The 20705-nt window shown below is 55.0% G+C and carries 20 protein-coding genes; 7 read left to right on the top strand and 13 right to left on the bottom strand.

Going from position 1 to position 20705, the window contains the following annotated elements; genetic code table 11:
* Window positions 1-31: 31 nt before the first annotated feature.
* The 6 genes from WFP70_RS15680 (at window position 32) to WFP70_RS15655 (ending at window position 6043) form a co-directional block, all read left to right on the top strand.
* Window positions 32-901 carry a metal ABC transporter substrate-binding protein gene (locus WFP70_RS15680; RefSeq protein ID WP_442956352.1) on the top strand — a complete coding sequence of 290 codons (870 nt, stop codon included), beginning with the start codon at window positions 32-34 and terminating at the stop codon, window positions 899-901.
* Window positions 898-1683, top strand: a complete 786-nt coding sequence (locus tag WFP70_RS15675) for a manganese/iron ABC transporter ATP-binding protein (protein ID WP_337023763.1) — start codon at window positions 898-900, stop codon at window positions 1681-1683. The genes WFP70_RS15680 and WFP70_RS15675 overlap by 4 nt, the downstream gene beginning before the upstream one ends.
* Window positions 1667-2530, top strand: a complete 864-nt coding sequence (gene sitC / locus WFP70_RS15670; protein ID WP_034830381.1) for an iron/manganese ABC transporter permease subunit SitC — start codon at window positions 1667-1669, stop codon at window positions 2528-2530. The genes WFP70_RS15675 and sitC overlap by 17 nt, the downstream gene beginning before the upstream one ends.
* Window positions 2523-3368 carry a metal ABC transporter permease gene (locus WFP70_RS15665; protein ID WP_337023762.1) on the top strand — a complete coding sequence of 282 codons (846 nt, stop codon included), beginning with the start codon at window positions 2523-2525 and terminating at the stop codon, window positions 3366-3368. The genes sitC and WFP70_RS15665 overlap by 8 nt, the downstream gene beginning before the upstream one ends.
* A 256-nt stretch (window positions 3369-3624) precedes the next feature.
* On the top strand, window positions 3625-4998 hold the full coding sequence (locus WFP70_RS15660; protein ID WP_337023761.1) for a Fic family protein: 1374 nt from the start codon (window positions 3625-3627) through the stop codon (window positions 4996-4998).
* 97 nt (window positions 4999-5095) lie between these two features.
* Window positions 5096-6043 (top strand): LysR family transcriptional regulator, encoded by a 948-nt coding sequence (locus tag WFP70_RS15655; protein ID WP_337023760.1) that lies wholly within the window; start codon window positions 5096-5098, stop codon window positions 6041-6043.
* Here the strand turns inward: WFP70_RS15655 and mdcH are convergent.
* From mdcH to WFP70_RS15595, 12 genes are all read right to left on the bottom strand, one after another.
* Window positions 6025-6924 (bottom strand): malonate decarboxylase subunit epsilon, encoded by a 900-nt coding sequence (gene mdcH / locus WFP70_RS15650; RefSeq protein ID WP_337023759.1) that lies wholly within the window; start codon window positions 6922-6924, stop codon window positions 6025-6027. The two genes, WFP70_RS15655 and mdcH, sit on opposite strands and share 19 nt — an antisense overlap.
* The gene (locus WFP70_RS15645; RefSeq protein ID WP_337023758.1) at window positions 6921-7529 is read right to left on the bottom strand and encodes a malonate decarboxylase holo-ACP synthase; all 609 of its coding nucleotides are present in this window, start codon (window positions 7527-7529) and stop codon (window positions 6921-6923) included. Before WFP70_RS15645 ends, mdcH begins: the two co-directional genes overlap by 4 nt.
* A gap of 2 nt (window positions 7530-7531) precedes the next feature.
* A complete protein-coding gene (locus WFP70_RS15640; RefSeq protein ID WP_058961684.1) occupies window positions 7532-8491 on the bottom strand; it encodes an AEC family transporter in 960 nt (319 codons plus the stop codon).
* A gap of 140 nt (window positions 8492-8631) precedes the next feature.
* Entirely contained in the window at window positions 8632-9432 is an 801-nt protein-coding gene (gene mdcE / locus WFP70_RS15635; protein ID WP_337023757.1) for a biotin-independent malonate decarboxylase subunit gamma, read from the bottom strand.
* Window positions 9429-10265, bottom strand: a complete 837-nt coding sequence (locus WFP70_RS15630; RefSeq protein WP_337023756.1) for a biotin-independent malonate decarboxylase subunit beta — start codon at window positions 10263-10265, stop codon at window positions 9429-9431. The genes mdcE and WFP70_RS15630 overlap by 4 nt, the downstream gene beginning before the upstream one ends.
* Window positions 10258-10557, bottom strand: a complete 300-nt coding sequence (gene mdcC / locus WFP70_RS15625) for a malonate decarboxylase acyl carrier protein (protein ID WP_034830400.1) — start codon at window positions 10555-10557, stop codon at window positions 10258-10260. Before mdcC ends, WFP70_RS15630 begins: the two co-directional genes overlap by 8 nt.
* A gap of 13 nt (window positions 10558-10570) precedes the next feature.
* Window positions 10571-11422: a triphosphoribosyl-dephospho-CoA synthase gene (locus WFP70_RS15620; RefSeq protein ID WP_337023755.1), complete on the bottom strand. Its 852-nt coding sequence runs from the start codon at window positions 11420-11422 to the stop codon at window positions 10571-10573.
* Window positions 11422-13077 (bottom strand): malonate decarboxylase subunit alpha, encoded by a 1656-nt coding sequence (mdcA, locus tag WFP70_RS15615; RefSeq protein ID WP_337023754.1) that lies wholly within the window; start codon window positions 13075-13077, stop codon window positions 11422-11424. Before mdcA ends, WFP70_RS15620 begins: the two co-directional genes overlap by 1 nt.
* A gap of 271 nt (window positions 13078-13348) precedes the next feature.
* The gene (locus tag WFP70_RS15610) at window positions 13349-14662 is read right to left on the bottom strand and encodes an MFS transporter (RefSeq protein WP_337023753.1); all 1314 of its coding nucleotides are present in this window, start codon (window positions 14660-14662) and stop codon (window positions 13349-13351) included.
* Window positions 14655-15290: a hypothetical protein gene (locus WFP70_RS15605; RefSeq protein WP_337023752.1), complete on the bottom strand. Its 636-nt coding sequence runs from the start codon at window positions 15288-15290 to the stop codon at window positions 14655-14657. The genes WFP70_RS15610 and WFP70_RS15605 overlap by 8 nt, the downstream gene beginning before the upstream one ends.
* The gene (locus WFP70_RS15600; RefSeq protein ID WP_337023751.1) at window positions 15290-16633 is read right to left on the bottom strand and encodes an amidase; all 1344 of its coding nucleotides are present in this window, start codon (window positions 16631-16633) and stop codon (window positions 15290-15292) included. The genes WFP70_RS15605 and WFP70_RS15600 overlap by 1 nt, the downstream gene beginning before the upstream one ends.
* An 11-nt stretch (window positions 16634-16644) precedes the next feature.
* Entirely contained in the window at window positions 16645-17325 is a 681-nt protein-coding gene (locus WFP70_RS15595; protein WP_283004125.1) for a DUF2848 domain-containing protein, read from the bottom strand.
* 114 nt (window positions 17326-17439) lie between these two features.
* On the opposite strand from WFP70_RS15595, the gene WFP70_RS15590 reads away from it, so the two are divergent.
* Window positions 17440-18114, top strand: coding sequence for a GntR family transcriptional regulator (locus WFP70_RS15590; RefSeq protein WP_337023750.1), 675 nt, complete (start codon window positions 17440-17442; stop codon window positions 18112-18114).
* Window positions 18115-19236: 1122 nt separating this feature from the next.
* On the opposite strand, the gene WFP70_RS15585 is transcribed toward WFP70_RS15590, so the two are convergent.
* Window positions 19237-20547, bottom strand: a complete 1311-nt coding sequence (locus tag WFP70_RS15585) for an MFS transporter (RefSeq protein WP_337023749.1) — start codon at window positions 20545-20547, stop codon at window positions 19237-19239.
* Between the last annotated feature and the right edge of the window lie 158 nt (window positions 20548-20705).

Raw genomic sequence — 20705 nt, 5'->3', positions numbered from 1 at the left:
TATGTTGATCAGGCACGTTGTATCGGTTGTGATGCTTACGCTCGCGATGAGCACTTCGGCGTTTGCTGCCGACAAACTCAAAGTGGTCACTACTTTCACGGTGATCGCAGACATGGCAAAGAACGTCGCAGGTGATGCCGCCGAAGTGACATCCATCACCAAGCCCGGTGCGGAGATCCATGAATACCAACCAACCCCCGGCGATATTCGTCGCGCGCAGGGTGCCGATTTAATCCTGGTAAACGGTTTTAATCTGGAACTGTGGTTTAGCCGCTTCTATCAGCGCCTGAAAGGCGTGCCGCAAGTCACAGTGACCGAGGGCATTGAACCCTTAGGTATTACCGAGGGACCCTACAACGGTAAACCCAACCCACATGCCTGGATGTCACCAGACAATGCGCTGATTTACGTCGATAACATCCGTAAAGCCCTGCAAAAATACGATCCTGCCAATGCCGCCGTTTATCAGGCCAATGCGGATCGCTATAAAACGCAAATCCAGCAAACCCTGGCGCCGATGCGCGCGGAGATTGAAAAACTGCCGGAAAACCAGCGCTGGCTGGTGACCAGTGAGGGCGCTTTTTCCTATCTGGCACGTGATTTGGGTCTGAAAGAACTTTATCTCTGGCCGATCAATGCCGATCAGCAAGGCACACCGCAACAGGTGCGCAAAGTGATTGATGCGGTGAGAGCCAACCACATCCCGACTATCTTCAGCGAAAGCACCATCTCCGCCAAACCGGCCCAACAGGTCGCGCGTGAAGCGGGTATTCACTACGGCGGCGTGCTGTATGTTGACTCTCTCAGCAACAGTGACGGGCCGGTTCCGACCTACCTTGATCTGCTGCGCGTGACCACCGATACCGTAGCCAAAGGCATCACCGCCGGGAGCCAAAAATGACCCTAAACGTGCAGGATGTTAGCGTCACCTACCGCAACGGTCACACTGCGCTGCGTCAGGCATCTTTCTCCGTGCCAGCGGGCAGCATCGCCGCGCTGGTGGGCGTCAACGGCTCCGGGAAATCCACACTGTTTAAGGCCATTATGGGCTTCGTGCCGCTTTCGACGGGTCAGGTCACGCTGGCAGACATGCCCGCGAAGCGTGCGCTCAAACACAATATCGTCTCCTATGTGCCGCAATCCGAAGAGGTGGACTGGAGCTTCCCGGTGCTGGTGGAAGATGTGGTGATGATGGGCCGCTACGGCTATATGAATATGCTGCGCATCCCGCGTGCGGAGGACAAACGCAGCGTGGATAACGCGCTGGCACGCGTCGGGATGAGTGATTACCGCCATCGTCAGATTGGTGAACTCTCCGGCGGGCAGAAAAAACGCGTCTTCCTCGCACGTGCGCTGGCGCAGAGTGGTCAAATTATCCTGCTGGATGAGCCCTTCACCGGCGTCGATGTCAAAACCGAGGCGGCGATCATCACCCTGCTGCAGGAGTTGCGCGATGAGGGCCGCACCATGCTGGTCTCCACGCACGATCTCAACACCATCCCTGATTACTGCGACCGCTGTGTGCTGGTCAAAAACACGGTGCTGGCTAGCGGCTTATTGCATGACACTTTCACCGCTGCCAACCTGGCGCGCACCTTTGATGGTGAGGTGCAGCAGCGTAATGCCGCACTGTTGCAGAAGATAGCCGCACGACCGGGGGCGAATCATGTCGTGGATTATTGAACCCTTCGGCTATCAATACATGCTGAACGCGATGTGGATCGCCGCGCTGGTCGGGGCGATTTGCGCGTTTCTCTCCTGCTTTCTGATGCTGAAAGGCTGGTCGCTGATTGGTGATGCGCTATCCCATTCGATAGTGCCGGGTGTGGCTGGCGCGTATATGCTGGGGTTGCCCTTCTCACTCGGTGCCTTTCTCTCCGGCGGACTGGCGGCGGGCAGCATGCTATTCCTTAACCAGCGCACGCGCCTGAAGGAGGACGCGATAATCGGACTGATCTTCTCCTCCTTCTTCGGCATCGGGCTCTTTCTGGTGTCACTCAATCCGACGTCGGTCAATATTCAAACCATCGTACTTGGCAACATCCTCGCGGTGGCGCCCGCCGATATCTGGCAGCTCGGCACCATCGGCGTGGTGACGCTGACGTTATTGCTGCTTAAGTGGAAAGATTTGATGGTGACGTTCTTTGATGAAAGCCACGCGCGCTCACTTGGGTTGAATACCACCGGCTTAAAGATCCTGTTCTTTACCCTGCTCGCGGCCTCCACCGTCGCCGCATTGCAAACCGTTGGCGCTTTTATGGTGATTTGTCTGGTGGTGACACCGGGTGCCACTGCTTATCTGCTCACCGACCGCTTCCCGCGTTTGTTGATGATTGCCGTGGCTATCGGCAGCATCACTAGCTTCCTTGGCGCGTGGAGCAGCTATTTCCTTGATGGTGCCACTGGCGGCGTGATCGTGGTGGCACAGACTCTGGTGTTCCTGCTGGCGTTCGTCTTTGCGCCTAAACACGGCGTGCTGGCGGCACGGCGACGCGCTCGTCTGGCGCAGGAGGTCAACCTCAATGATTGAAATACTGCTGAGTCCTTTCGAATTCGAATTTATGAATATGGCGCTGATCATCACGCTGATTTTGTCGCTGCCGTGCGCCATGCTGTCCGCATTTTTAGTGTTAAAAGGCTGGTCGCTGCTCGGCGATGCCATGAGTCACGCGGTATTTCCCGGCGTGGTGCTGGCGTGGTGGATCGGCTTTCCTTTTGCGATTGGCGCTTTTATCGCGGGCATGCTGTGCGCACTCGCCACCGGTTTTATCAGCCAGAACAGCCGCATCAAGCCTGATACCGTGATGGGCATTGTGTTTTCGGGGATGTTTGGTGCCGGACTGGTGCTCTACCTAAAACTGAAACCGGAAGTCCATCTCGATCACATTCTGTTCGGCGATATGCTGGGCATTGGCTGGGCGGATATCGCGCAAACTGCCGCCATTGCACTACTGGTGGTGCTGGTGCTGAGTGTGAAATGGCGCGATCTGTTGCTGCATGCCTTTGACCCACAACAGGCGCGCGCATGCGGTATCAATGCAAATCTGATGCATTACGGGCTGCTGTGTTTGATTGCGCTCACCATCGTTGCCGCGCTGAAATCGGTGGGCGTGATTTTGTCGATCGCCATGCTGATCGCGCCAGGAGCGATCGCACTACTACTGGCGCGACGATTCTTACATGTGATGTTGCTGGCGGCGCTGATTGCCATCCTGACAGGATTTTGTGGGGTATACGCGTCGTTCTTCCTTGATAGCGCGCCGGGACCGACCATAGTGGTGCTGTATAGCTTGTTATTTGTGGTGACGTTTGTGAGTGTGAGCTGGCGCGAGAGAGCGAATGGTCGCGGGTTAGCGGCTATCAAATAAAGTGATTCCGGGCCGCAAATTTCAAGATTGGGCCATAAATTTAATTTATTGGGCCGATAATGAGTGAAATGGGCTGTAAAATATTTATAATGGAACGTAAATGTTTAGTGTGGGCCATAAATATCGATATCATGGGCCATTAACGTTCAACATGGGCCACAAATCTATCTGGTCTTAAGCCTTCAGCGGGTGTAAAGCACAGGCCAGGTAGGTTTCTGATTTATGGATTTTAAGCTAATCCCAGGGGCATACGATTTTGATCCAGCCAATCTCCCCAGATGATCTTTCAGACCTACAACACCGAATTCTCTCAACTATCGCAGGTGCCGAGTCTTCGCTCAGTTCCGGTGATCTCGCGGGCCGTCTTGGTGTGGGTCGTTCTACGATCAAACGGCATATCGGGGTATTGCTTGGTCAAAACAAAATTACCCGGCACGGCGTAGGACGGGGGACTCGGTATACCGCGCTGGCGCCCTTGAACAAGCTACCCCAATCCGGTTCATCGGTGACGGAGAAGACCTCTGAATATCATTCCTCTTCCCTCACTACAGCTCAATCATTGCATCAATATCTAAACTTACCCCTGTCAGTAAGGGATATTTCCGGGTATGACCGAAGCTTCGTGGACAATTATATTCCGAACGAAACGTTCCTCCTGCCTCAGACGCTAGCCCTGGCCTTGATGAATGAAGGAAAAATGGCAGGGCAACAGCCCGCGGGTACCTACGCGCGAAAAGTTCTGGAGCAATTGCTCATTGATTTGTCCTGGTCATCTTCTCAACTTGAAGGAAACCGATATTCATTGCTGGCCACCGAAGAACTATTCAAAAGTGGCGCGGCATCAAATGATTTAGATGCCGTCATGCTGCTTAATCATAAACAGGCAATAGAGTTTTTGGTCGATGCAGTCCCTGAATCTGGATTAACTGGGCCGGTAATCAGCAATTTACATGCTTTATTGATGCATGATTTACTGTCAAATCCTGACGAGTTGGGAGCGATCAGACGCAAAATCGTGAATATTTCGGGAACCACCTACACTCCACTACAGGCACCTTTCTTATTGCAGGAAATGTTCGACATTATTATCAAAAAAGCACGGCTGATTAATAATCCTGTGGAGTCAGCCTTTTTCCTGTGGGTCAATATCGCTTATCTGCAACCCTTTGAAGACGGGAATAAAAGAACCAGCAGGCTGGCCGCAAATATTCCACTCATGATCTACAACAGTGCTCCACTCTCCTTTCTTGATGCTGATGTCACAAGCTATGCCTACGCGATGATGGGGATTTATGAAAAACGTGACGTGACTTTAGCCGTTGAGTTGTTCGAACATTTATATCGTCGTTCAATCAAACGCTATGCCGTCACACTGGAAGCCATGGGCGTTCCGGATCCGTTTAGACTTCGTCACAGAGAAGATTTAAACACCACTATTCGCTTAATCGTTGCAGAGGGTCAGAATATTGACTCTGCGATGCAGGTAATTGATCTTGCTCCTGAAGACAGAGCGCGATTCATGCAGCTTTTACAGAACGAGCTACGCATATTGAGTACGTTAAATTGTGCCCGATATCGTCTATCAATATCGCTAACGGAGCAGTGGATCCGTCAGGGGCGGCCATGTTAGTAGTGAGGCCGACATACATCGTACATACCCGTTTTTGGCTAACCCGCATCGCGGCTTAACGTTATAGTGCCCTCTCTGATGACGATATGAAACCGGCATGAAACTCACCCTCGACAATGATCTCACCATTCGCAAGCTGCTGATTTTCAGCTGCTACATGGAAACGGAAAACCTCGCAAGAGCGGCAGAAACGCTGGGGATCAGCACCGTGAGCGTGCATCGTGCGCTGCACACGCTGGAAGAGAGTTTGCGTTGTCCGCTGTTTGAACATAAAGGCCGCAACCTGGTGGCACTGCCCGCCGCTACGACGCTGCTGGAATACAGCCGGGAAGCGCTGGCTACGCTGAGTCAGGGCATTGATGAAACACGACGCACTGCAGGCATAGGTCTGGGGCATTTGCGCGTTGGCACCTTGTATTCTCTGTCGCTGGAAACCGTGCCGCGTCTGATCATGAAAATGAAACTGCGCCGCCCCGAGTTAGAACTCAACCTCACCATGGGTTCCAATGATTTGCTGCTGCGCGCGCTGAAAGACAATCAGCTGGATGCGATTATCATTTCTGTCAGCGAAGCCGAGATTGATGAAAAGATTTTTGAACAGGTCGCGCTGTTTCAGGACGATATCTTTCTTGCCGTGCCAGCGGGTAACAGTGACAACAGTGAAAGGGATATCGACCTGCGTCGCTACAGCGATAAACCCTTTGTCTCGCTGGCAGAAGGCTTTGCTACCTTTGCCGGTTTTCAGGAAGCCTGCCACGTGGCCGGTTTTGAACCCAACATCGTCACGCGCGTGAATGACATCTTCTCGATGCTCAGTCTGGTGCAGGCCGGCATGGGCTATTCGCTGGTACCGGGCAGGATGCGTAAGCAGTATGAAAACGATCTGCGTTTTCTCCGCTTAGCCGAGCCGTATCAAATGCGACAGCAGATCGCTATCGTGTTTCCGCGCAACCGCGAACATGATCCAAATCTGCTGGCACTGGTGGCTGAAGGGCGTATGTTCGCTCTGAGTTTGCAGGAAAAGATTCAGCGTGCCAGCCGCTGAAACAGACGCAGCGCCAGTTCAGCGCCGCTGCGCTCAAGGGCGATACACTCGCCCTGGCACTGCACACTGCGCGTTAAACCCGTTAGCACTTCGCCGGGCGGCATCTCAATCACCAGACGCACTTCACGTTCTTTCGCCGCCACCATCGCCTCATGCCAGCGCACGCTGCGCGCCATGTTCATCGCCAGATCGTCAGCAATACGCTCCGGCTGCCAGAGAACGCGAGCGCTGCTGCCGCTTAAATACGCTAATGGCGGACGTTGTAACCTGACCTTGTCCAGAGCGGCTTTGAGCTGCTGCGCGGGGCTATCCAGTAGCGCACAGTGTGAAGGCACGCTGATCGCCAACCGCTGCGCTCGATGAGCCCCCTGCGCCAGCGCCTGCTGCGCCACCGCCGCCATGGCATCATCGCTACCCGCGATCACAATCTGTGTTTCGGCATTAATGTTGGCGATAAATGTGGTTTGCCCATCCACCAGCGCTTCGACTTGTGCCAGCGTCAAGCCACTGATCGCCGTCAACCCATAGCCTTGAGGATACGCCTGCTCCATCAATTCACCGCGCAGTGCCACCAACTGGAGGGCATCGGTAAAATCCAATGCACCGGCGATAACTGCCGCAGGATACGCACCAATCGACAGGCCACACACCATATCGGGCTGCACTCCGCGGGATATCAGCTGGCGTGCCGCCGACACGCCCGCAATCAGCAGCGCCAGTTGTACCGCGCGCGTATGTTGCAGTGCGACGGGAGAATCGAGTTGCATCAACTCCTCCCCCAGCACCTCATGCGCCACTTGCCAGGTCTCATCGCGCGCCAGCGACTGCAGCATGCCAGGCCGTTGCGTGCCCTGCCCCGGAAAAGTGAACAGCGTTTTCATTTTATGTCCTCCGTCCAGGGAAGCGTTGTCAGGCGTGGACCGCGTGCGGTTTTCAGCAATACGCGCCCCTCGCGCAGCCACTCATTAAGCGCGAAGGCACCCACCGGCGTTTCCACCTGGGTATCAGCCCGACAGGGCAAACGTGACACTTGTTGCTGCCAGGCCGTCACCTCCTCCGCCTGCAACGGCTGCGGTGCGCGAATTAACAGGTCGAGATCGCTCGAGGCATGCAGCACCGGCAATCCGGTCGCTAAGGCAAATCCCGTGCTGCCGGTCACGCCCCACGACCATGACCAGCGCTGCTGATGCAGTTGCATCACTGCCTCAACCGTGGGTAATGCGCGAAACATAGAGTCGCTTGCATGCGCCAGTAGCCCCTCCGGTGTATCAATCCGCAGCACATCCTGCTCCCGCACCCATCCCGCCGCCCGTTGATGGCGTGCACTGCCACGCACGCCAATCGGAATGCGATCCTGCCGCATCACATCACGCCGCACCACGACCGGCTGCTGAGCGTTCCACTGTTGCGCCACCCAGCTTTCCTTAATGTCGAGCAGCGTGGTATCAGCGTGCAGCCAGAGCAGATCGTGTGGGCGGATATTCATGATTACATTCCTGAAGTTAGGCTAATAAACAGCGGCAGTGACACAATCGACAGCAGCGAACTCAGTAACAGTACCGCTTCGGCATCCGGTGACTGCACACCAAAGCGATTACCAAATACCACACCAAAGAAACCGGCTGACAGCGCAATCATCAGAATCGCGGTGATCGCGACGGTGCCGTGCAAACCAAACAACATCACAATGCCCCACGCCAGTAACGGTTGGATCAGCAGTTTGGTCACTGTCGAGCTGATCACCATGCTGTTGATTTTCAGTTGACGTGCCGAGAGGATCACCCCGGTCAGGAACAGTGCGGCGGCGGTGGCAGCCAGACCGAGCGGTTTAATCGCGGCCAGCACCAAATCCGGCATTTTGATGCCAATGGCTGACAGCACCACGCCCAATAGCGGTCCCAGCACAATCGGTTTTTTCACCGAACGCCACATCAACACCGGCAGCATCGCCAGCGTTGAACGCTGTGTTTCCCCGGCGGTACGCGCTTTTTCACGTTCGAGAATCAGCAGGCAGAAGGGGGTCATCAGCACTGAACCGCAGGCAATGGAGACGGCAACAGAGAGCGATGTCGCCGAACCTTCTCCTACCACGCTGCCAAGGATGGGTAAACCTAGCGCTGCGTAATTAGGCAACGCCACAGTCAGCGTCAATACAGCCGCATCCTGTGGCGACTTTTTGAAGATTTTAGTGGCAACAAAATAGAGCACCGCATAGGCCACCCACATCGCCAGCGTCAGCACCACAATCAGCGGCATCTGCGCCACAATCCCGCTCCACGGCGTTTGTACCGTGGCGCTAAACAACGCGGCGGGCAGCGCAAAATCCATCACAAAAATATTGAGTAAAGAGACGTTCTTGTTATCAACCATTTTGGCTTTGCCGGCCCAGAATCCGAGCAACATGATAATGAAGATCGGAGCCAGAGCATGCAGAATCACGTAAGTCATAAATCACCTGTTTGTTATTAAAAGAGTGAGTACTGACGCGATGGTGTTGAATTTATCAGTTGCCGCAGAGGCCGGACGCCGCGTGCGTCCGGCATACTGACAGCCGGCAGGTTGATTTAATGCTTTTTATTATTAGGGTATTACCAACTGGCGCGCAGACGTTCGCGCACCAGTGCCGAGCTTTGACGATTCGGTGCCGCCAGGCGCGAACCTCGACCCGGCACACGGCGCGTATCGTCAATCGCTTCCGCCAGCGTGGCTTTAACACGCGTGACCTCTTCGGCCGTCGGCGCATCCGGATGGGTGATGTCCAGCAGAGATGACAACAGGCCGAGCGTGGCGTAATTACCGATGTCATAGGCCATCGGCGGTACGCTGGCAGCAAGTTTCTCCAGCGCTTCCACGGTGCGCAGGGTGATACGCGCCGCCGAGGCTTTACCCATGGCGTGCACCTGCACGGCCGGGTCGTTAAACGCGATCAGTCGATTGGCCTGATAACCGTGCGCCAGAAACGCGCCGGACATTGCCTTACCCACGATCAGCCCAATCACCGGATGCCCGGCCAGACGCGCTTGTGCATAAGCGCCCGCAGCGCCCGCCAGTGCCTGATGAATACCAAAGCCCTCTTCACGGCGGCCATAAGCCTGACTTGGCACATCAATCACCGCAATGATGGGTCGCTTCACTGCGTTTGCGGCGTCTTCCGCAATGGTCTCTTGCACCACTTTTGCCAGCGTCCAGCCTTCCAGCAAACCGACTTCGCCTTGCGCAGCGCGTGGATAGCGATTGTGCGCATCCGGAACGACAGCAATGAAACGAGCGGTTTCGCCATTAAGTTCGGCATCCGCGACCTGCACGGACGGACAAAGCCCTGTGTGGCTGGCAGCGCCGCCGGTTAACTGGCTGAGCCACAGCTCACCCCGACTGTTGTGTGCGCTCATGATTTCACCTCCGGGGTAAAGACCTGATGAATGGTGGCTGTGCTGGCCTGTTGAGCGGTATCGAAATGGCTTAAACGCTCAAGATAGAATGCATAGTTTTCGCTGCGATGCTGTGCCGGAACCCCTTGCGCCAACGCTGCATCCACTGCCGTTTTCACCGCCTGGACACCGTCTGACACCAGCGCATCGACCAGCCCGCTTTGATAGCGAATCTCGCCACCGGTCATGCTCCAGATAAATGGACGGTCACGCGAGTCATACTCATCAATGCCCGCTTCCTGCTCAATCACCTGCGGGCCATTCAATCCCAGACGTGCTTCACGCGTCACAATCAGATGGCTGCACAGCGCGGCGGCAATCGACATTCCGCCAAAGCAGCCAACGGTCCCGGCAACGATGCCGATCACCGGGGTGTATTGACGCAGATCGACGATGGCGGCGTGAATATCCGCAATCGCCGCCAGCCCCAAATTGGCTTCCTGCAAGCGCACGCCGCCGGTTTCCAGACACAGAATGGCCTGGGTTGGAATGCCGTTGCGATTGTCTTCAGCCGCCAACTCCAGCGCACCGGCCATTTTTGCGCCGGAGACTTCCCCCATGCTGCCGCCCTGGAAGGTGCCTTCAATGGCAATTACCACGGTGGGATGGCCGTTAAGCGTGCCTTTCATCACCACCATGCCGTCATCGGCCTGCGGCACAATGCCCTGTTTCTCCAACCAGGGAGACATCACGCCTTCGAACGGATCGAGCAGTTCGCGCGCACTGCCGCTGTCCAGCAATGCCAGCGCACGCTGACGGGCGCGTAATTCGATAAAGCTGCTGTCATCACGCATGGTTCACCTCCTCAAACACCTGTTCGATACGAATACGCGCAACGCCCGGCGTGGCACCAAAATCGTGGATCACCAGTTGGCCCGCCGGTAGCTCAGTCAGTTCCGCCAGGCGGCTGAACAACGCGTCCCAACGCGCTTTGCTGTTATCCACCGAGGTGGTGATCGCCACGCTGAGCACGGCACTGTTATCCGCGCGGTACAGCACTTCCATATCACCCGATCCCACTACGCCCGCCAGCGCATTTCCGCTAAGCGTGCGACGTGCCGGGTAAGACAACGTTATCTTTTCCATAGCAACCTCTTAATCAATGAGTGGCGATGCTGACGCGATCGATAAACAGCGTGGCGGCAAGTAAATCAGCCGCGCCGCCGGGAGACGCATTCAGCGCCAGCATCGCGCTATCCAGTTGTTGTAAAGCCTGACGACCCGCTATGTGCGCAGTGCCACCCGCCTGTAACACCGCGTGCGCACCACGTTGTAGGGTCATCAACCCTGGCATGCCCGCACGGTTCAGCACGCAGGTATCACTGAGCGAGGTCAGAATCGCCATCAGCGCATCGAGCCGCGCCTCGGTTTCATCGGCCCCGGCTTCTCGACTGCGCTGCAACTGCGGCAATGCCAGCTGCGTGATATGCGGAAAGCCCTGTTGCGCTTCTTCACGTGCGCCCGGCACCTGAAAGCGATGCACGGCACGTAACCCTTTACTGAAGGTTTTGGGTGCGTGGCGATCCGGTAAACAAGCCAGTTCAGCGGCACGAGTGCAGAGTTGATCGCTGCTTACCTCACCGCCGCGCATCGCCGCCGCGCTGACCAGCAAACCCAATGCCCAGATCGCGCCACGATGGGTATTCACCCCGTCGGTGGCAGCCATCATCTGACGCTCCCCTTCGCGACCAAGGCGGCCCACGGTTTCGCGCAGTGCGATATCCGCTGGACGCTGCCAGCACTGTTGCGCCAGCGCATAAAAGGTCGGCTTCAGGCTGCGTGCGGAACGTTCCATCAGCGCCAGCGAGAGATCCTGATGCGCGCCGCTGCCGCGACGATCCACCAGCCCAGGCTTGGGCGTCAGGTTCACTTCTTCGATCAGGCAATCGGTGGCGTGCTGAGCCAGCTGATGCAGGCGGCTTTCAACCGATTGCGGCGCGAGTCGTTTCATTACCAGCTCCGGAATTTTGCCGGTGGGTTGTAGAGGCCATCCGACCACTCGACCAGATCGGCCACGCTACCCGCCGCCAGCAGTGAACGGGTGGCATCAGAACGGCGAATCCCGAGATCTTCCGGGAACACCACTTTGCCGCTGCGACGCAGTTCTGCCACACGTTTGGCATCCACGCCCAGTCCGATATCGGTAATACCGGCCACTGCCGCCACCATCGCCCGACGCTCTTCGAGGTCCTGCGCACGATAGAGATAGGCAATACCCTCTTCGGTCAGCACATGCGTGACGTCATCGCCATAAATCATCACCGGCGCCAGCGGCATTCCAGAGTTTTTCGCCACTTCAATGGCATCGAGTTTCTCTACGAAGGTCGGCTTCACGCCTGCCTGGAAGGTTTCGACCATCTGCACGACGAGTTTGCGGCCGCGTTCCATGGCATCTTCGCCATTTTTCATTGCCAGCCAGGCGGCAGTGGCATGGCGACGACCGTGCGGATCGTGGCCCATATTCGGGGCGCCACCAAAGCCAGAGAGACGACCGCGCGTGACCGTTGAGGAATTTGCCAGGCCATCGATTTGCAGCGTCGAGCCGATAAACATATCGACGGCATATTGACCTGCCAGCTGGCACATGGCGCGGTTAGAGCGCATCGAGCCATCGGCCCCGGTGAAAAAGATATCCGGGCGCGCGCGGATGTACTCTTCCATCCCCAGTTCACCACCGAAGCAGTGCACACTCTCGACCCAGCCGCTTTCAATCGCCGGGATGAGCGTGGGATGCGGGTTCAGCGTCCAGTGCTTACAGATTTTGCCTTTTAGGCCGAGCTGTTCACCGTAGGTCGGCAGCAGCAGTTCGATAGCGGCGGTATTGAAACCAATGCCGTGATTGAGCGATTGCACCTGATGTTCGGCGTAGATGCCTTTGATCGCCATCATCGCCATCAGGATGTGTTCCTGTTTGATCAGACGCGGGTCGCGGGTAAACAGCGGTTCGATAAAGAAGGGTTTGTCAGCTACTACTACGTAGTCGATCCACGAACCAGGAATATCCACGCGCGGCAGATCACACTCGTCGTCCACCAGTTCGTTAACCTGGGCGATCACAATCCCGTCGTGGAAAGCAGCCGCTTCGACCAGTGCTGGCGTGTCTTCGGTACTTGGCCCGGTGTAGAGATTGCCTTTACGGTCAGCTTTGTATCCGGCAATCAGCGCGACATTCGGTGCGAGGTCTACGTAGAGGCGAGAGTAGAGTTCAATGTAGGTATGAATCGCGCCGATTTCCAGCTGATCGTCTTCCAGTAGCTGCGAAATACGCAGACTTTGCGTGCCGGAAAAGGAGAAATCGAGCTTGCGGGCGATGCCTTTTTCAAAGATGTCGAGGTGTTCACTGCGGCCCACGCTCGGCATGATCATATGCAGATTGTGCACTTTTTGCGGGTTAACCTCGGCCAACATACGTGAGAGGAAATCGGCTTGTTTCTGGTTATTGCCTTCCAATACGACACGGTCACCTGGCGAGATTAATTTTTCCAGCATCTCAACCATTTGATCGGTGGGTAATACTTTGCCCTGCACCGGCAACGACGCCTGTCGCCGTTGTTTCTCGGTACGGCGCGTATTCCACACCCGCGCCGTTTGTTGTCCTGATGACATGACTAACCTCCTGAATGAGCGAATCGCTTGATTACGTCAACGCAGGAAAGTGTGGTCTTAAGCGGTTCAGCCATCAATCAACCTGAGGATGTGATCGTTAGCCTGAGAGTAATGATTGAGAAGATAGAAATTTGCGGTCGATCAACGATTAGGGGGGAGAATTGTGTCCCGCTGCTTTGGGAGGAGTTAGGGGTGGAGATGTGAATAGTGTCAGGTAGCTGTGGGCGGCCCTAAGGCCACCCACACTCAATGACTGCCGCAATCCACATAGTTACAACGGCTTATGCGCCGTCTCTTTTGCCTTCCACAAGGCAAACAGCGTGATCAGCAGCGCCAGCGTAACGTACAGCGACACCCACAGCGTGCTGCCCAATTCTTTATAGAGCGTGGTGATGATCAACGGCGCAAATCCGCCACCAACAATACCTGCCAGCGTGTAGGCCAGTGAAGACCCGGCATAGCGAACGTGGCTGGGAAACTGTTCAGTGACGAACGCGGCTTGTGGTCCATACATGATTGCATGGATCAGCAGACCACCTATCACCGCCAGCACAATCAGCACCGGCTGCGTGCTGTCTAACAACACGAAGAACACGAAAGACCAGACGATAGCTAATACAGCACCCGTGATGTAAACCGGTCGGCGTCCCCACTTATCCGATAGCGCGCCAAACATCGGGACGGTGATCGCATTCCCTATTGCACCTAACATCGTAGCCATCAAAGCCAAAGGGCGTGGCAGTTGCAGCACGGTGGTGACATAAGTCAGGGTAAACACCACTACCAGAGCGTACAGCACATCGGAACCGATACGTGATCCCCCCGCAATCAGTAGCTGTTTAGGATAGTTGACGAACACCTCTTTCAGTGGCGTATGCGTCGTTTTTTCTGCAGCCTGCATCGCGACAAAGGTCGGCGTCTCTTCCACGCCACGGCGTAACCACAATCCAAATATCACCAGCAGCAGACTCAGCAGGAACGGAATGCGCCAGCCCCATGCCTGGAACTGATCGGCGCTCATCATCACCGTTACCAGCGTGATAAAACCGGTGCCAATCAAGGTACCGCAGGAAGGGCCAACCTGCGCAAAGGAGGCATTACGGCCTCGCTTGTCGGCATCACCGTGTTCCATCGATAATAAAACGGCACCCGCCCATTCACCGCCCAGTGCAATACCCTGCACAAAACGCAGCGCGACCAACAGCACCGGACTCCAGATGCCCCACACCGCATAGCCTGGCAGCAAGCCCATTAAGGCGGTGGTGACGCCCATGATCACCAGCGTGATGATCAACACGGCTTTGCGCCCTGCGACATCCCCCAGATGACCAAACACAAAACCGCCCAGCGGACGTGAAATGTAACCTACCGCATAGGTCGAAAACGCCAGAATGGTGCCAACCAGCGGATCAAAACTGGGGAAGAACACATGGTTAAACACCAGTGCCGCCATAATGTTGTAAACGGTGAAGTCGTACCATTCCAGCGCTGTGCCGATGGAACTGGCCGCGGCCAGGCGCCCGGTTTTCGACGCCGTCCGCTTATCACGCACCGTCTGCTGCAATGAAGAGTCTGTATTAGCCATGTGCCAACTCCTGTTTGGTTAACTGCCAGCTAAAGGCATAGCGTTGAACATCGCCCATCATCAGTTCCGCCGCCTGTGCGGCCAGCTGGTCACAGCTTGATGCATCGCTGCAGTGAATCAGCAGCATGGGCAGCATTTGACGCTGTTCTTTGTTCTCCATTGGCAACGGAGAACTGAGCACCACATCCGGGGTCAGTAGACTGGATGCGATATAGCCCGGCGTGTGGCTAATTTGCTGCTGCCACGCGGTCAACACATCAGCATCCAGCACGTTCAACGTCACCACTGCCAGATGGGTGCCGGTGCCTTTGCCATGCTTGTGGGTGACCGCGCTGACGCGACGCATCGGATTAACCATCTTTTGCAGGTTCTTCACTGACCATTCGGTCTGGCGTGTGAAGGCTGCGTGATAATCCGCACTGGTAAAGGCTTCAAGCGCCTCGGTTTCATACAGACCAAGATATTTGCGCTCAGCATTGATTGCCTGATAGCGCGTTCCGGTCAGGAAGCCAGCGATCGCGACGCGCTCCTCTACATGTTCATGGTCATACCATTGGTTGAAGTCTGCTTCGTCTTCAGCGCCAATGTTGGTAGCAACAAACAGCATGCCGTGGGGTTGAGTCATCATCAGGATCTCCAGTTGAGGGCAGTTTCCACGGCGAGCGACCAGCTGATTAAGCGGGCGTCATCACCATGAACAGAAGCAAGGCTTAGGCCAACCGGCGCACAACCGGTTTGATGGCAGGGTAATGAGAGTGCACAGCCGTCCAGCATGTTGATTACGCTGGTGTTACGCAGCATCAGAGCGTTGACTTCCATGTACTGCTGCGCATCCTCCAGAGAAGCGAGGGTCGGTGCGATACGCGGAACGGTGGGCATGAGTAAGGCGTCAAAGTCTGCCAGCGCGCTATTAATGCGGTGCTGCCACGCTTTGCGCTGTTGATGAAGTTCACGGGCATCTTGCTCCGTCAGCAAACTGCCGCGCTGCACACGCACTAACACTTGAGGATCGTAAGCTTCGGGTTGCGCCAGTGCGGTTTGTTGATGCCATTGCCATGCTTCGTATGCGGTAATGCCGCCACGCGCATTCATGCTGTTCAACTCGTCCAACTCTTCAAGCGGCAGTGCAACCAGGGTGGCACCGGCCTGTTCCAGTGCTTCGATGGCATTTCTCCAGGCTTGCGCAACGTCTTCGTCGAGTCCCTCCAGCACGCGGGTCTGCGGGATGGCGAAACGAGCATTGCGTAACTCCACCTGCTGGAGTTCAAGCGGCTGTTCCGCGATGACGCTGTCCAGCAGCCAGCAGCTGCGCACGTCATGGGCAATCACGCCGATGCTGTCGAGCGAGGCAGAGAGCGGCAACGTACCCGATTGATTGATGCGATTCGCAGTGGGTTTAAAGCCGGTCAAGCCGCACAGCGCGGCTGGAATGCGCACCGATCCACCGGTGTCAGTACCAATGGCACCAAGACACATGCCATCGGCGACGGCGACAGCTGCGCCCGAGGAAGAACCGCCTGGAATGCGTTTTTCTGCGCGCTGCCACGGGTTGGCCGGAGTGCCATAATGCGGATTGATACCCAGCCCGGAGAAGGCGAACTCCGTCATATTGGTTTTACCCACAATCGCGGCGCCTGCTTGATGTAAGCGATCGACCACGCTGGCATTCGCTGCCGCCGGTTTTGCATTTAGCAGCAAATGTGAACCCGCGGTGGTTGGCTCGCCTTGCACATCAAACAGGTCTTTGATGCTGACGGGTAGCCCATCAATGGCACTCAGAGACTGTTGGGTTTTCCAGCGCTCACCTGCCGCGATGGCCTGCTGTGTGGCCTGTGGGGCATAGCGTTGGGTGAATACCAGCTCCCCTTCCTTTGCCGAATCCTGCATCGCGCGCAATGCCGATTCAGTGAAAACCTCAGGAGACGCGTTGCCGGCCTGAAGCTGCTGACTTGCTTGCCAGAGTGTGGTCATTAGCATGCTCCTTAAGCGACCACTGGCAGCGCGCCAGTGCAGTAGGCGTGTTCCAGCGTGCGGTTCAATTGGGGATCGTGCAGCGCCATGCGGAATTCACTGGAGGGACGAATACCGCCAATCGCACCCAGCGTGCCGCAGGACATCGCCAATCCTTCTTTAGCCGGGCTGTCGTTCAGATAGCGGGACAGCAGATCTTGTGGTGTCAGTAATGAGGCCAGCGTACCCTGCTGATAAACCACCCATTCGCCCTGCTCTTTTATCCACGAGGTCAGCTCCAGCGTATCCCAGTGCTCAACCACCTCGCTCATGCGCCAGGCTTTGCTGGCAACCGGTTTAATACAGGCCTGTTTGGAGAGGGCAACGCTGAAGGTTTCCAGATAACGATCGGTGTGATCTGAAGTGAGGGAGACCCACCATTCGCCCCGATGGAAAAACACAAAGGGCTCAGCTTCCCCGGAGGTTTCATCGCCGACCACTTCCAGCAGTGGCTGTTGGCTCAGTTGATTGGTCGCTACGCGGTAAAACAACGGTACTGCACCGGGAGCGGGCACGCCCAGTGCTTCAAGCTCCCTGATATGGTGCAACACCGCATCACTATCGCGTCCGGCCCAACCCGCAATAATGAAATGGGAAACCTCGACATCGAGCGTGCTAGCGGCTTTATCGCCGGTTGTGAACTGAAGGTGCATGTGATGATCTCCATTTGAAAAATCACTGTGAAATTTCACTGTGTTTTCAAACTGGCGATTTTCATGCCAGCTTTTTGTGTAATATGTCTCATTGGCAAAAAAAGGAACGTCGTGATGAGTGAGTCAGTTACTGAAAATGTGAACCCAGCCAGCCGGGAAAAGAGCCTCTCTTTAAATGAACAGGCTTATCTGGCGTTCAGGCACAAGCTCATCACGCTTCGCTACAAACCAGGGGAGTATTTAAATACCGCTCAGGTGATGGATGATTTGGCAATGGGTCGGACGCCGATCAATCAAGCGATTCATCGGCTGGCCACCGAGGGGCTGTTGCAGATCATCCCGCGCAAAGGCGTGATGGTGGCACCTTTGTCGATAGATGATGCACTGGAGTTAATTGAGGTGAGATTGGTCAATGAAACCCTGTGTGTTGAGCTAGCCAGTCAGAAAGTGATTGATTCACACATTCAACAGCTGCGCGAACTGAACCAGCAAATCGCCAGAGCGAGCGAATCACGTAGTCGCGAAGAAATGATGTTGCTGGATCGCGAATTTCATCAGGTGCTGGCCGATATCGCCGGAAACAGTCGGCTGTCAGATATTCTGAGTGTGATTCATGCGCAGGCACAGCGCTTTTGGGCGACAACGTTGTCCAATGTTGTCCATATGGATGAAGTCATTTCGGAGCATAATGAGATTATTGACGCACTGGAATCCGGTGACACGCAACGAGCGGCCGATGCCGCACGGGCTCATATTTTCTCGTTTAAGCGCGCCCTGCTCTCGACCTGACTTCTCCGGAAATTTTCCACATGGCGAGGTGTTAAGCGCTTTTGCTGACAAGGCGCCCAGCAACCGACTCGCGGTGACTGGGCGATTCAATTTTGCTGCCGAATTTAGCGGCGACTTGAAATTCTTCTGCTGTAAAAGCGCTTTTTCTTTTTACCATGAACGATGGCATAAATAGAAAATGCCAGCACTAAACATAATACAAAAACCAAAACCAGCTGTGACATGACCCGCCTTATTATTGTTTACAGACAATACCTTTCGCAATATAGATCAGTGCTCGCTCAGAGAATGAACTCCTGATATGCAAACGCCTTTTGCAGTATGAAAAGTTGTTTTTTATCGTTGAATAACTTCTGTTCATCAGCGATGCAATATCCGCAATCTCAACACCCAATGATTTCATGTAGATGATTTGCATACTTTGTAGCGATAACCTGACGGCTCTACTTTCATGCAGTATCACCGCACTCATGATGTAACACAGTAGTGCATTGGCTGAAGATCTCAGCGAAACAAAATGAATACGAGAATAGATCTCGTAATTGTCGTTATCCTGCGTCAGCACAAAAATAAATGCGCGTTCGCCGTATCTTTTTCTTAATACGAAAACATCATTTATTCTTGCCTCCAGAGACATCGAGCAGGCATTGACGATAATGATGGTACTGCCGGTTGGTTGCTATGGAAATCTCTCACGCATCATGGCTGAAATGCCGGCTACGGTATATTGGCAATCTGAATACAGCACGAGCGAAGTCGTTCCCAGATTAAGTACCCTGGCGTTAGTAAGTGGCATACGAATACTCACGCAATGTTGCAATGAATTAGGTTTTTTCTGATTTACATTGGACTTAAGTCTCAAAAAAATCATACACCTTTCATATCTTGCCGCGCAGGGTTATTTCATTTTGCTTGCGTGTTCTTAGCGGAATGCTTACGCACCAGCAATAAGACATGCCGATGCGGGGTGATTTATTCAAATAATTGGGGTTTGGAAAGGAAAAAATCTTCGATAAATTTGAATATGAAGAATTTGGCACGCCGTTACTAATGAACTTTACGTGCCACTCTAAAATGGTGTCTGCGTGGCAAGCGTTGCGCTGCTAACGGCAGCGCACCCATTTATTTCACGCTCATCAGCCGCTCATCCGCCCCGATTTTACGTGGAGCTGACGGATTGATATCGCAATTACGCGGTAGCAGTGCCGTAATAATGCCGGCCACCACCAGCGATCCCGCCAGCCAGCACACCGCCACACTCTGCCCATATAGCATCGTCATTATGCCGACCAGGTACGGCCCGCAGAATCCGCCCAGATTACCCAGCCCGTTGATTACGCCACGCGCACCTCCCGCCACCTCTGGCGAGGCAATACGTCCGGGAATTGACCAAAATGGGCTGGTCGCCGCTTTCAGGAAGAAACCGCACACCACCAGCGCGATATAAGACGCGACGATATTGCTGTGCAGCACCACCGATGCCAGCAGCGCAGCGGCGAAGCAGAACAGGGAAACCATCACCCACAAACGGCGTTTTCCTGTACGGTCGCTGAGCCACGAAATTGCATATATCCCCAAAATAGTGGCAACAAACGGGATCGCCGCTAACAAGCCGACCCCAGCCATATTCGTGCCGGTGAGATTTTTCAGGATGCTCGGTAGCCACAGCGTGTAACCATAATCGCCGGTCTGGTAGAAGAAGTTCAGTGCCACTAACTTCATCAACCCCGAATTGCGGAACACGGCTTTCAGTGGTGTCTTGCTGATCGGTGCCGCATTGCGATGCACCGCATGATCGCGCGCCAGTTCGCGTAACAGATACTCTTTTTCACGCGCAGGCAGCCAGCGCGCCTCTTCAGGACGATCGGCAATCACCAGCCACCACACCAGCAATACCGCTGCAGACAGCAAGCCTTCAATAATAAACAGCCAGCGCCAGTCGAGCACGTTGATGATGTAACCGGAAATCGGGGCGGTAAACATGCCACCCAGCGGCGCGAACATCATCACGAAGGCGTTGGCGCGTCCGAGCTCTTTTTCCGGGAACCAGTTGCTGACCATGGTAAGTACCACCGGTAACATACCGCCTTCGGAGATACCCAACACAAAACGCAGCGCCAGCAGTTGGTAGTGGTTGGTGACGAAGCCCGTGGCGATGGACACCACCATCCAGGCGATTAGTGACCAGGCGATAAAGCGTTTGCCGCTACCATTAACGGCGATGCGTCCGCCCGGCACTTGTAAGAATAGATAACCAATAAAGAAGATGCCGCTGACCATACCGGCCATCTGGCTGGTGATCGCCAGGTCCTGATCCATGCCGCCCGGCAGTGCGAAGCTGATGTTTACGCGATCCATAAACGAGATGATGCAGGTGATTAGAATTGGGGCAATAACGCGATACCAACGTGTTCCGGGGATTTTCTCGTGCATAACGCCCTCTCTCTTTGCGCAAACATGCGTAAGCTCTATGGCTTCTTATTAAAGAGAGTTTGGTAATAATTATTGCGATCCTAATCACTGGGATGAATGTTAAGAAACTGTGTTACTTACGGCGTGATCGCAGGGGCAAAATTCTCCGGTTTTAGAGC

The organism is Pantoea sp. USMM079 (genome assembly GCF_037153115.1).
In the GTDB taxonomy this organism is placed as follows: Bacteria; Pseudomonadota; Gammaproteobacteria; order Enterobacterales; family Enterobacteriaceae; genus Pantoea; species Pantoea communis.
The sequence above is the reverse complement of the archived record's forward strand: the minus strand, read 5'-3'. Positions and strand labels throughout refer to the sequence as shown.

What these genes read in the sequence shown, in the direction of transcription:
- WFP70_RS15680 (WP_442956352.1), top strand. Translation starts at nt 32, where the DNA reads ATGCTTACGCTCGCGATGAGCACTTCGGCGTTTGCTGCCGACAAACTC.
- WFP70_RS15675 (WP_337023763.1), top strand. Translation starts at nt 898, where the DNA reads ATGACCCTAAACGTGCAGGATGTTAGCGTCACCTACCGCAACGGTCAC.
- sitC (WP_034830381.1), top strand. Translation starts at nt 1,667, where the DNA reads ATGTCGTGGATTATTGAACCCTTCGGCTATCAATACATGCTGAACGCG.
- WFP70_RS15665 (WP_337023762.1), top strand. Translation starts at nt 2,523, where the DNA reads ATGATTGAAATACTGCTGAGTCCTTTCGAATTCGAATTTATGAATATG.
- WFP70_RS15655 (WP_337023760.1), top strand. Translation starts at nt 5,096, where the DNA reads ATGAAACTCACCCTCGACAATGATCTCACCATTCGCAAGCTGCTGATT.
- mdcH (WP_337023759.1), bottom strand. Translation starts at nt 6,924, where the DNA reads ATGAAAACGCTGTTCACTTTTCCGGGGCAGGGCACGCAACGGCCTGGC.
- WFP70_RS15645 (WP_337023758.1), bottom strand. Translation starts at nt 7,529, where the DNA reads ATGAATATCCGCCCACACGATCTGCTCTGGCTGCACGCTGATACCACG.
- WFP70_RS15640 (WP_058961684.1), bottom strand. Translation starts at nt 8,491, where the DNA reads ATGACTTACGTGATTCTGCATGCTCTGGCTCCGATCTTCATTATCATG.
- mdcE (WP_337023757.1), bottom strand. Translation starts at nt 9,432, where the DNA reads ATGAGCGCACACAACAGTCGGGGTGAGCTGTGGCTCAGCCAGTTAACC.
- WFP70_RS15630 (WP_337023756.1), bottom strand. Translation starts at nt 10,265, where the DNA reads ATGCGTGATGACAGCAGCTTTATCGAATTACGCGCCCGTCAGCGTGCG.
- mdcC (WP_034830400.1), bottom strand. Translation starts at nt 10,557, where the DNA reads ATGGAAAAGATAACGTTGTCTTACCCGGCACGTCGCACGCTTAGCGGA.
- WFP70_RS15620 (WP_337023755.1), bottom strand. Translation starts at nt 11,422, where the DNA reads ATGAAACGACTCGCGCCGCAATCGGTTGAAAGCCGCCTGCATCAGCTG.
- mdcA (WP_337023754.1), bottom strand. Translation starts at nt 13,077, where the DNA reads ATGTCATCAGGACAACAAACGGCGCGGGTGTGGAATACGCGCCGTACC.
- WFP70_RS15610 (WP_337023753.1), bottom strand. Translation starts at nt 14,662, where the DNA reads ATGGCTAATACAGACTCTTCATTGCAGCAGACGGTGCGTGATAAGCGG.
- WFP70_RS15605 (WP_337023752.1), bottom strand. Translation starts at nt 15,290, where the DNA reads ATGATGACTCAACCCCACGGCATGCTGTTTGTTGCTACCAACATTGGC.
- WFP70_RS15600 (WP_337023751.1), bottom strand. Translation starts at nt 16,633, where the DNA reads ATGACCACACTCTGGCAAGCAAGTCAGCAGCTTCAGGCCGGCAACGCG.
- WFP70_RS15595 (WP_283004125.1), bottom strand. Translation starts at nt 17,325, where the DNA reads ATGCACCTTCAGTTCACAACCGGCGATAAAGCCGCTAGCACGCTCGAT.
- WFP70_RS15590 (WP_337023750.1), top strand. Translation starts at nt 17,440, where the DNA reads ATGAGTGAGTCAGTTACTGAAAATGTGAACCCAGCCAGCCGGGAAAAG.
- WFP70_RS15585 (WP_337023749.1), bottom strand. Translation starts at nt 20,547, where the DNA reads ATGCACGAGAAAATCCCCGGAACACGTTGGTATCGCGTTATTGCCCCA.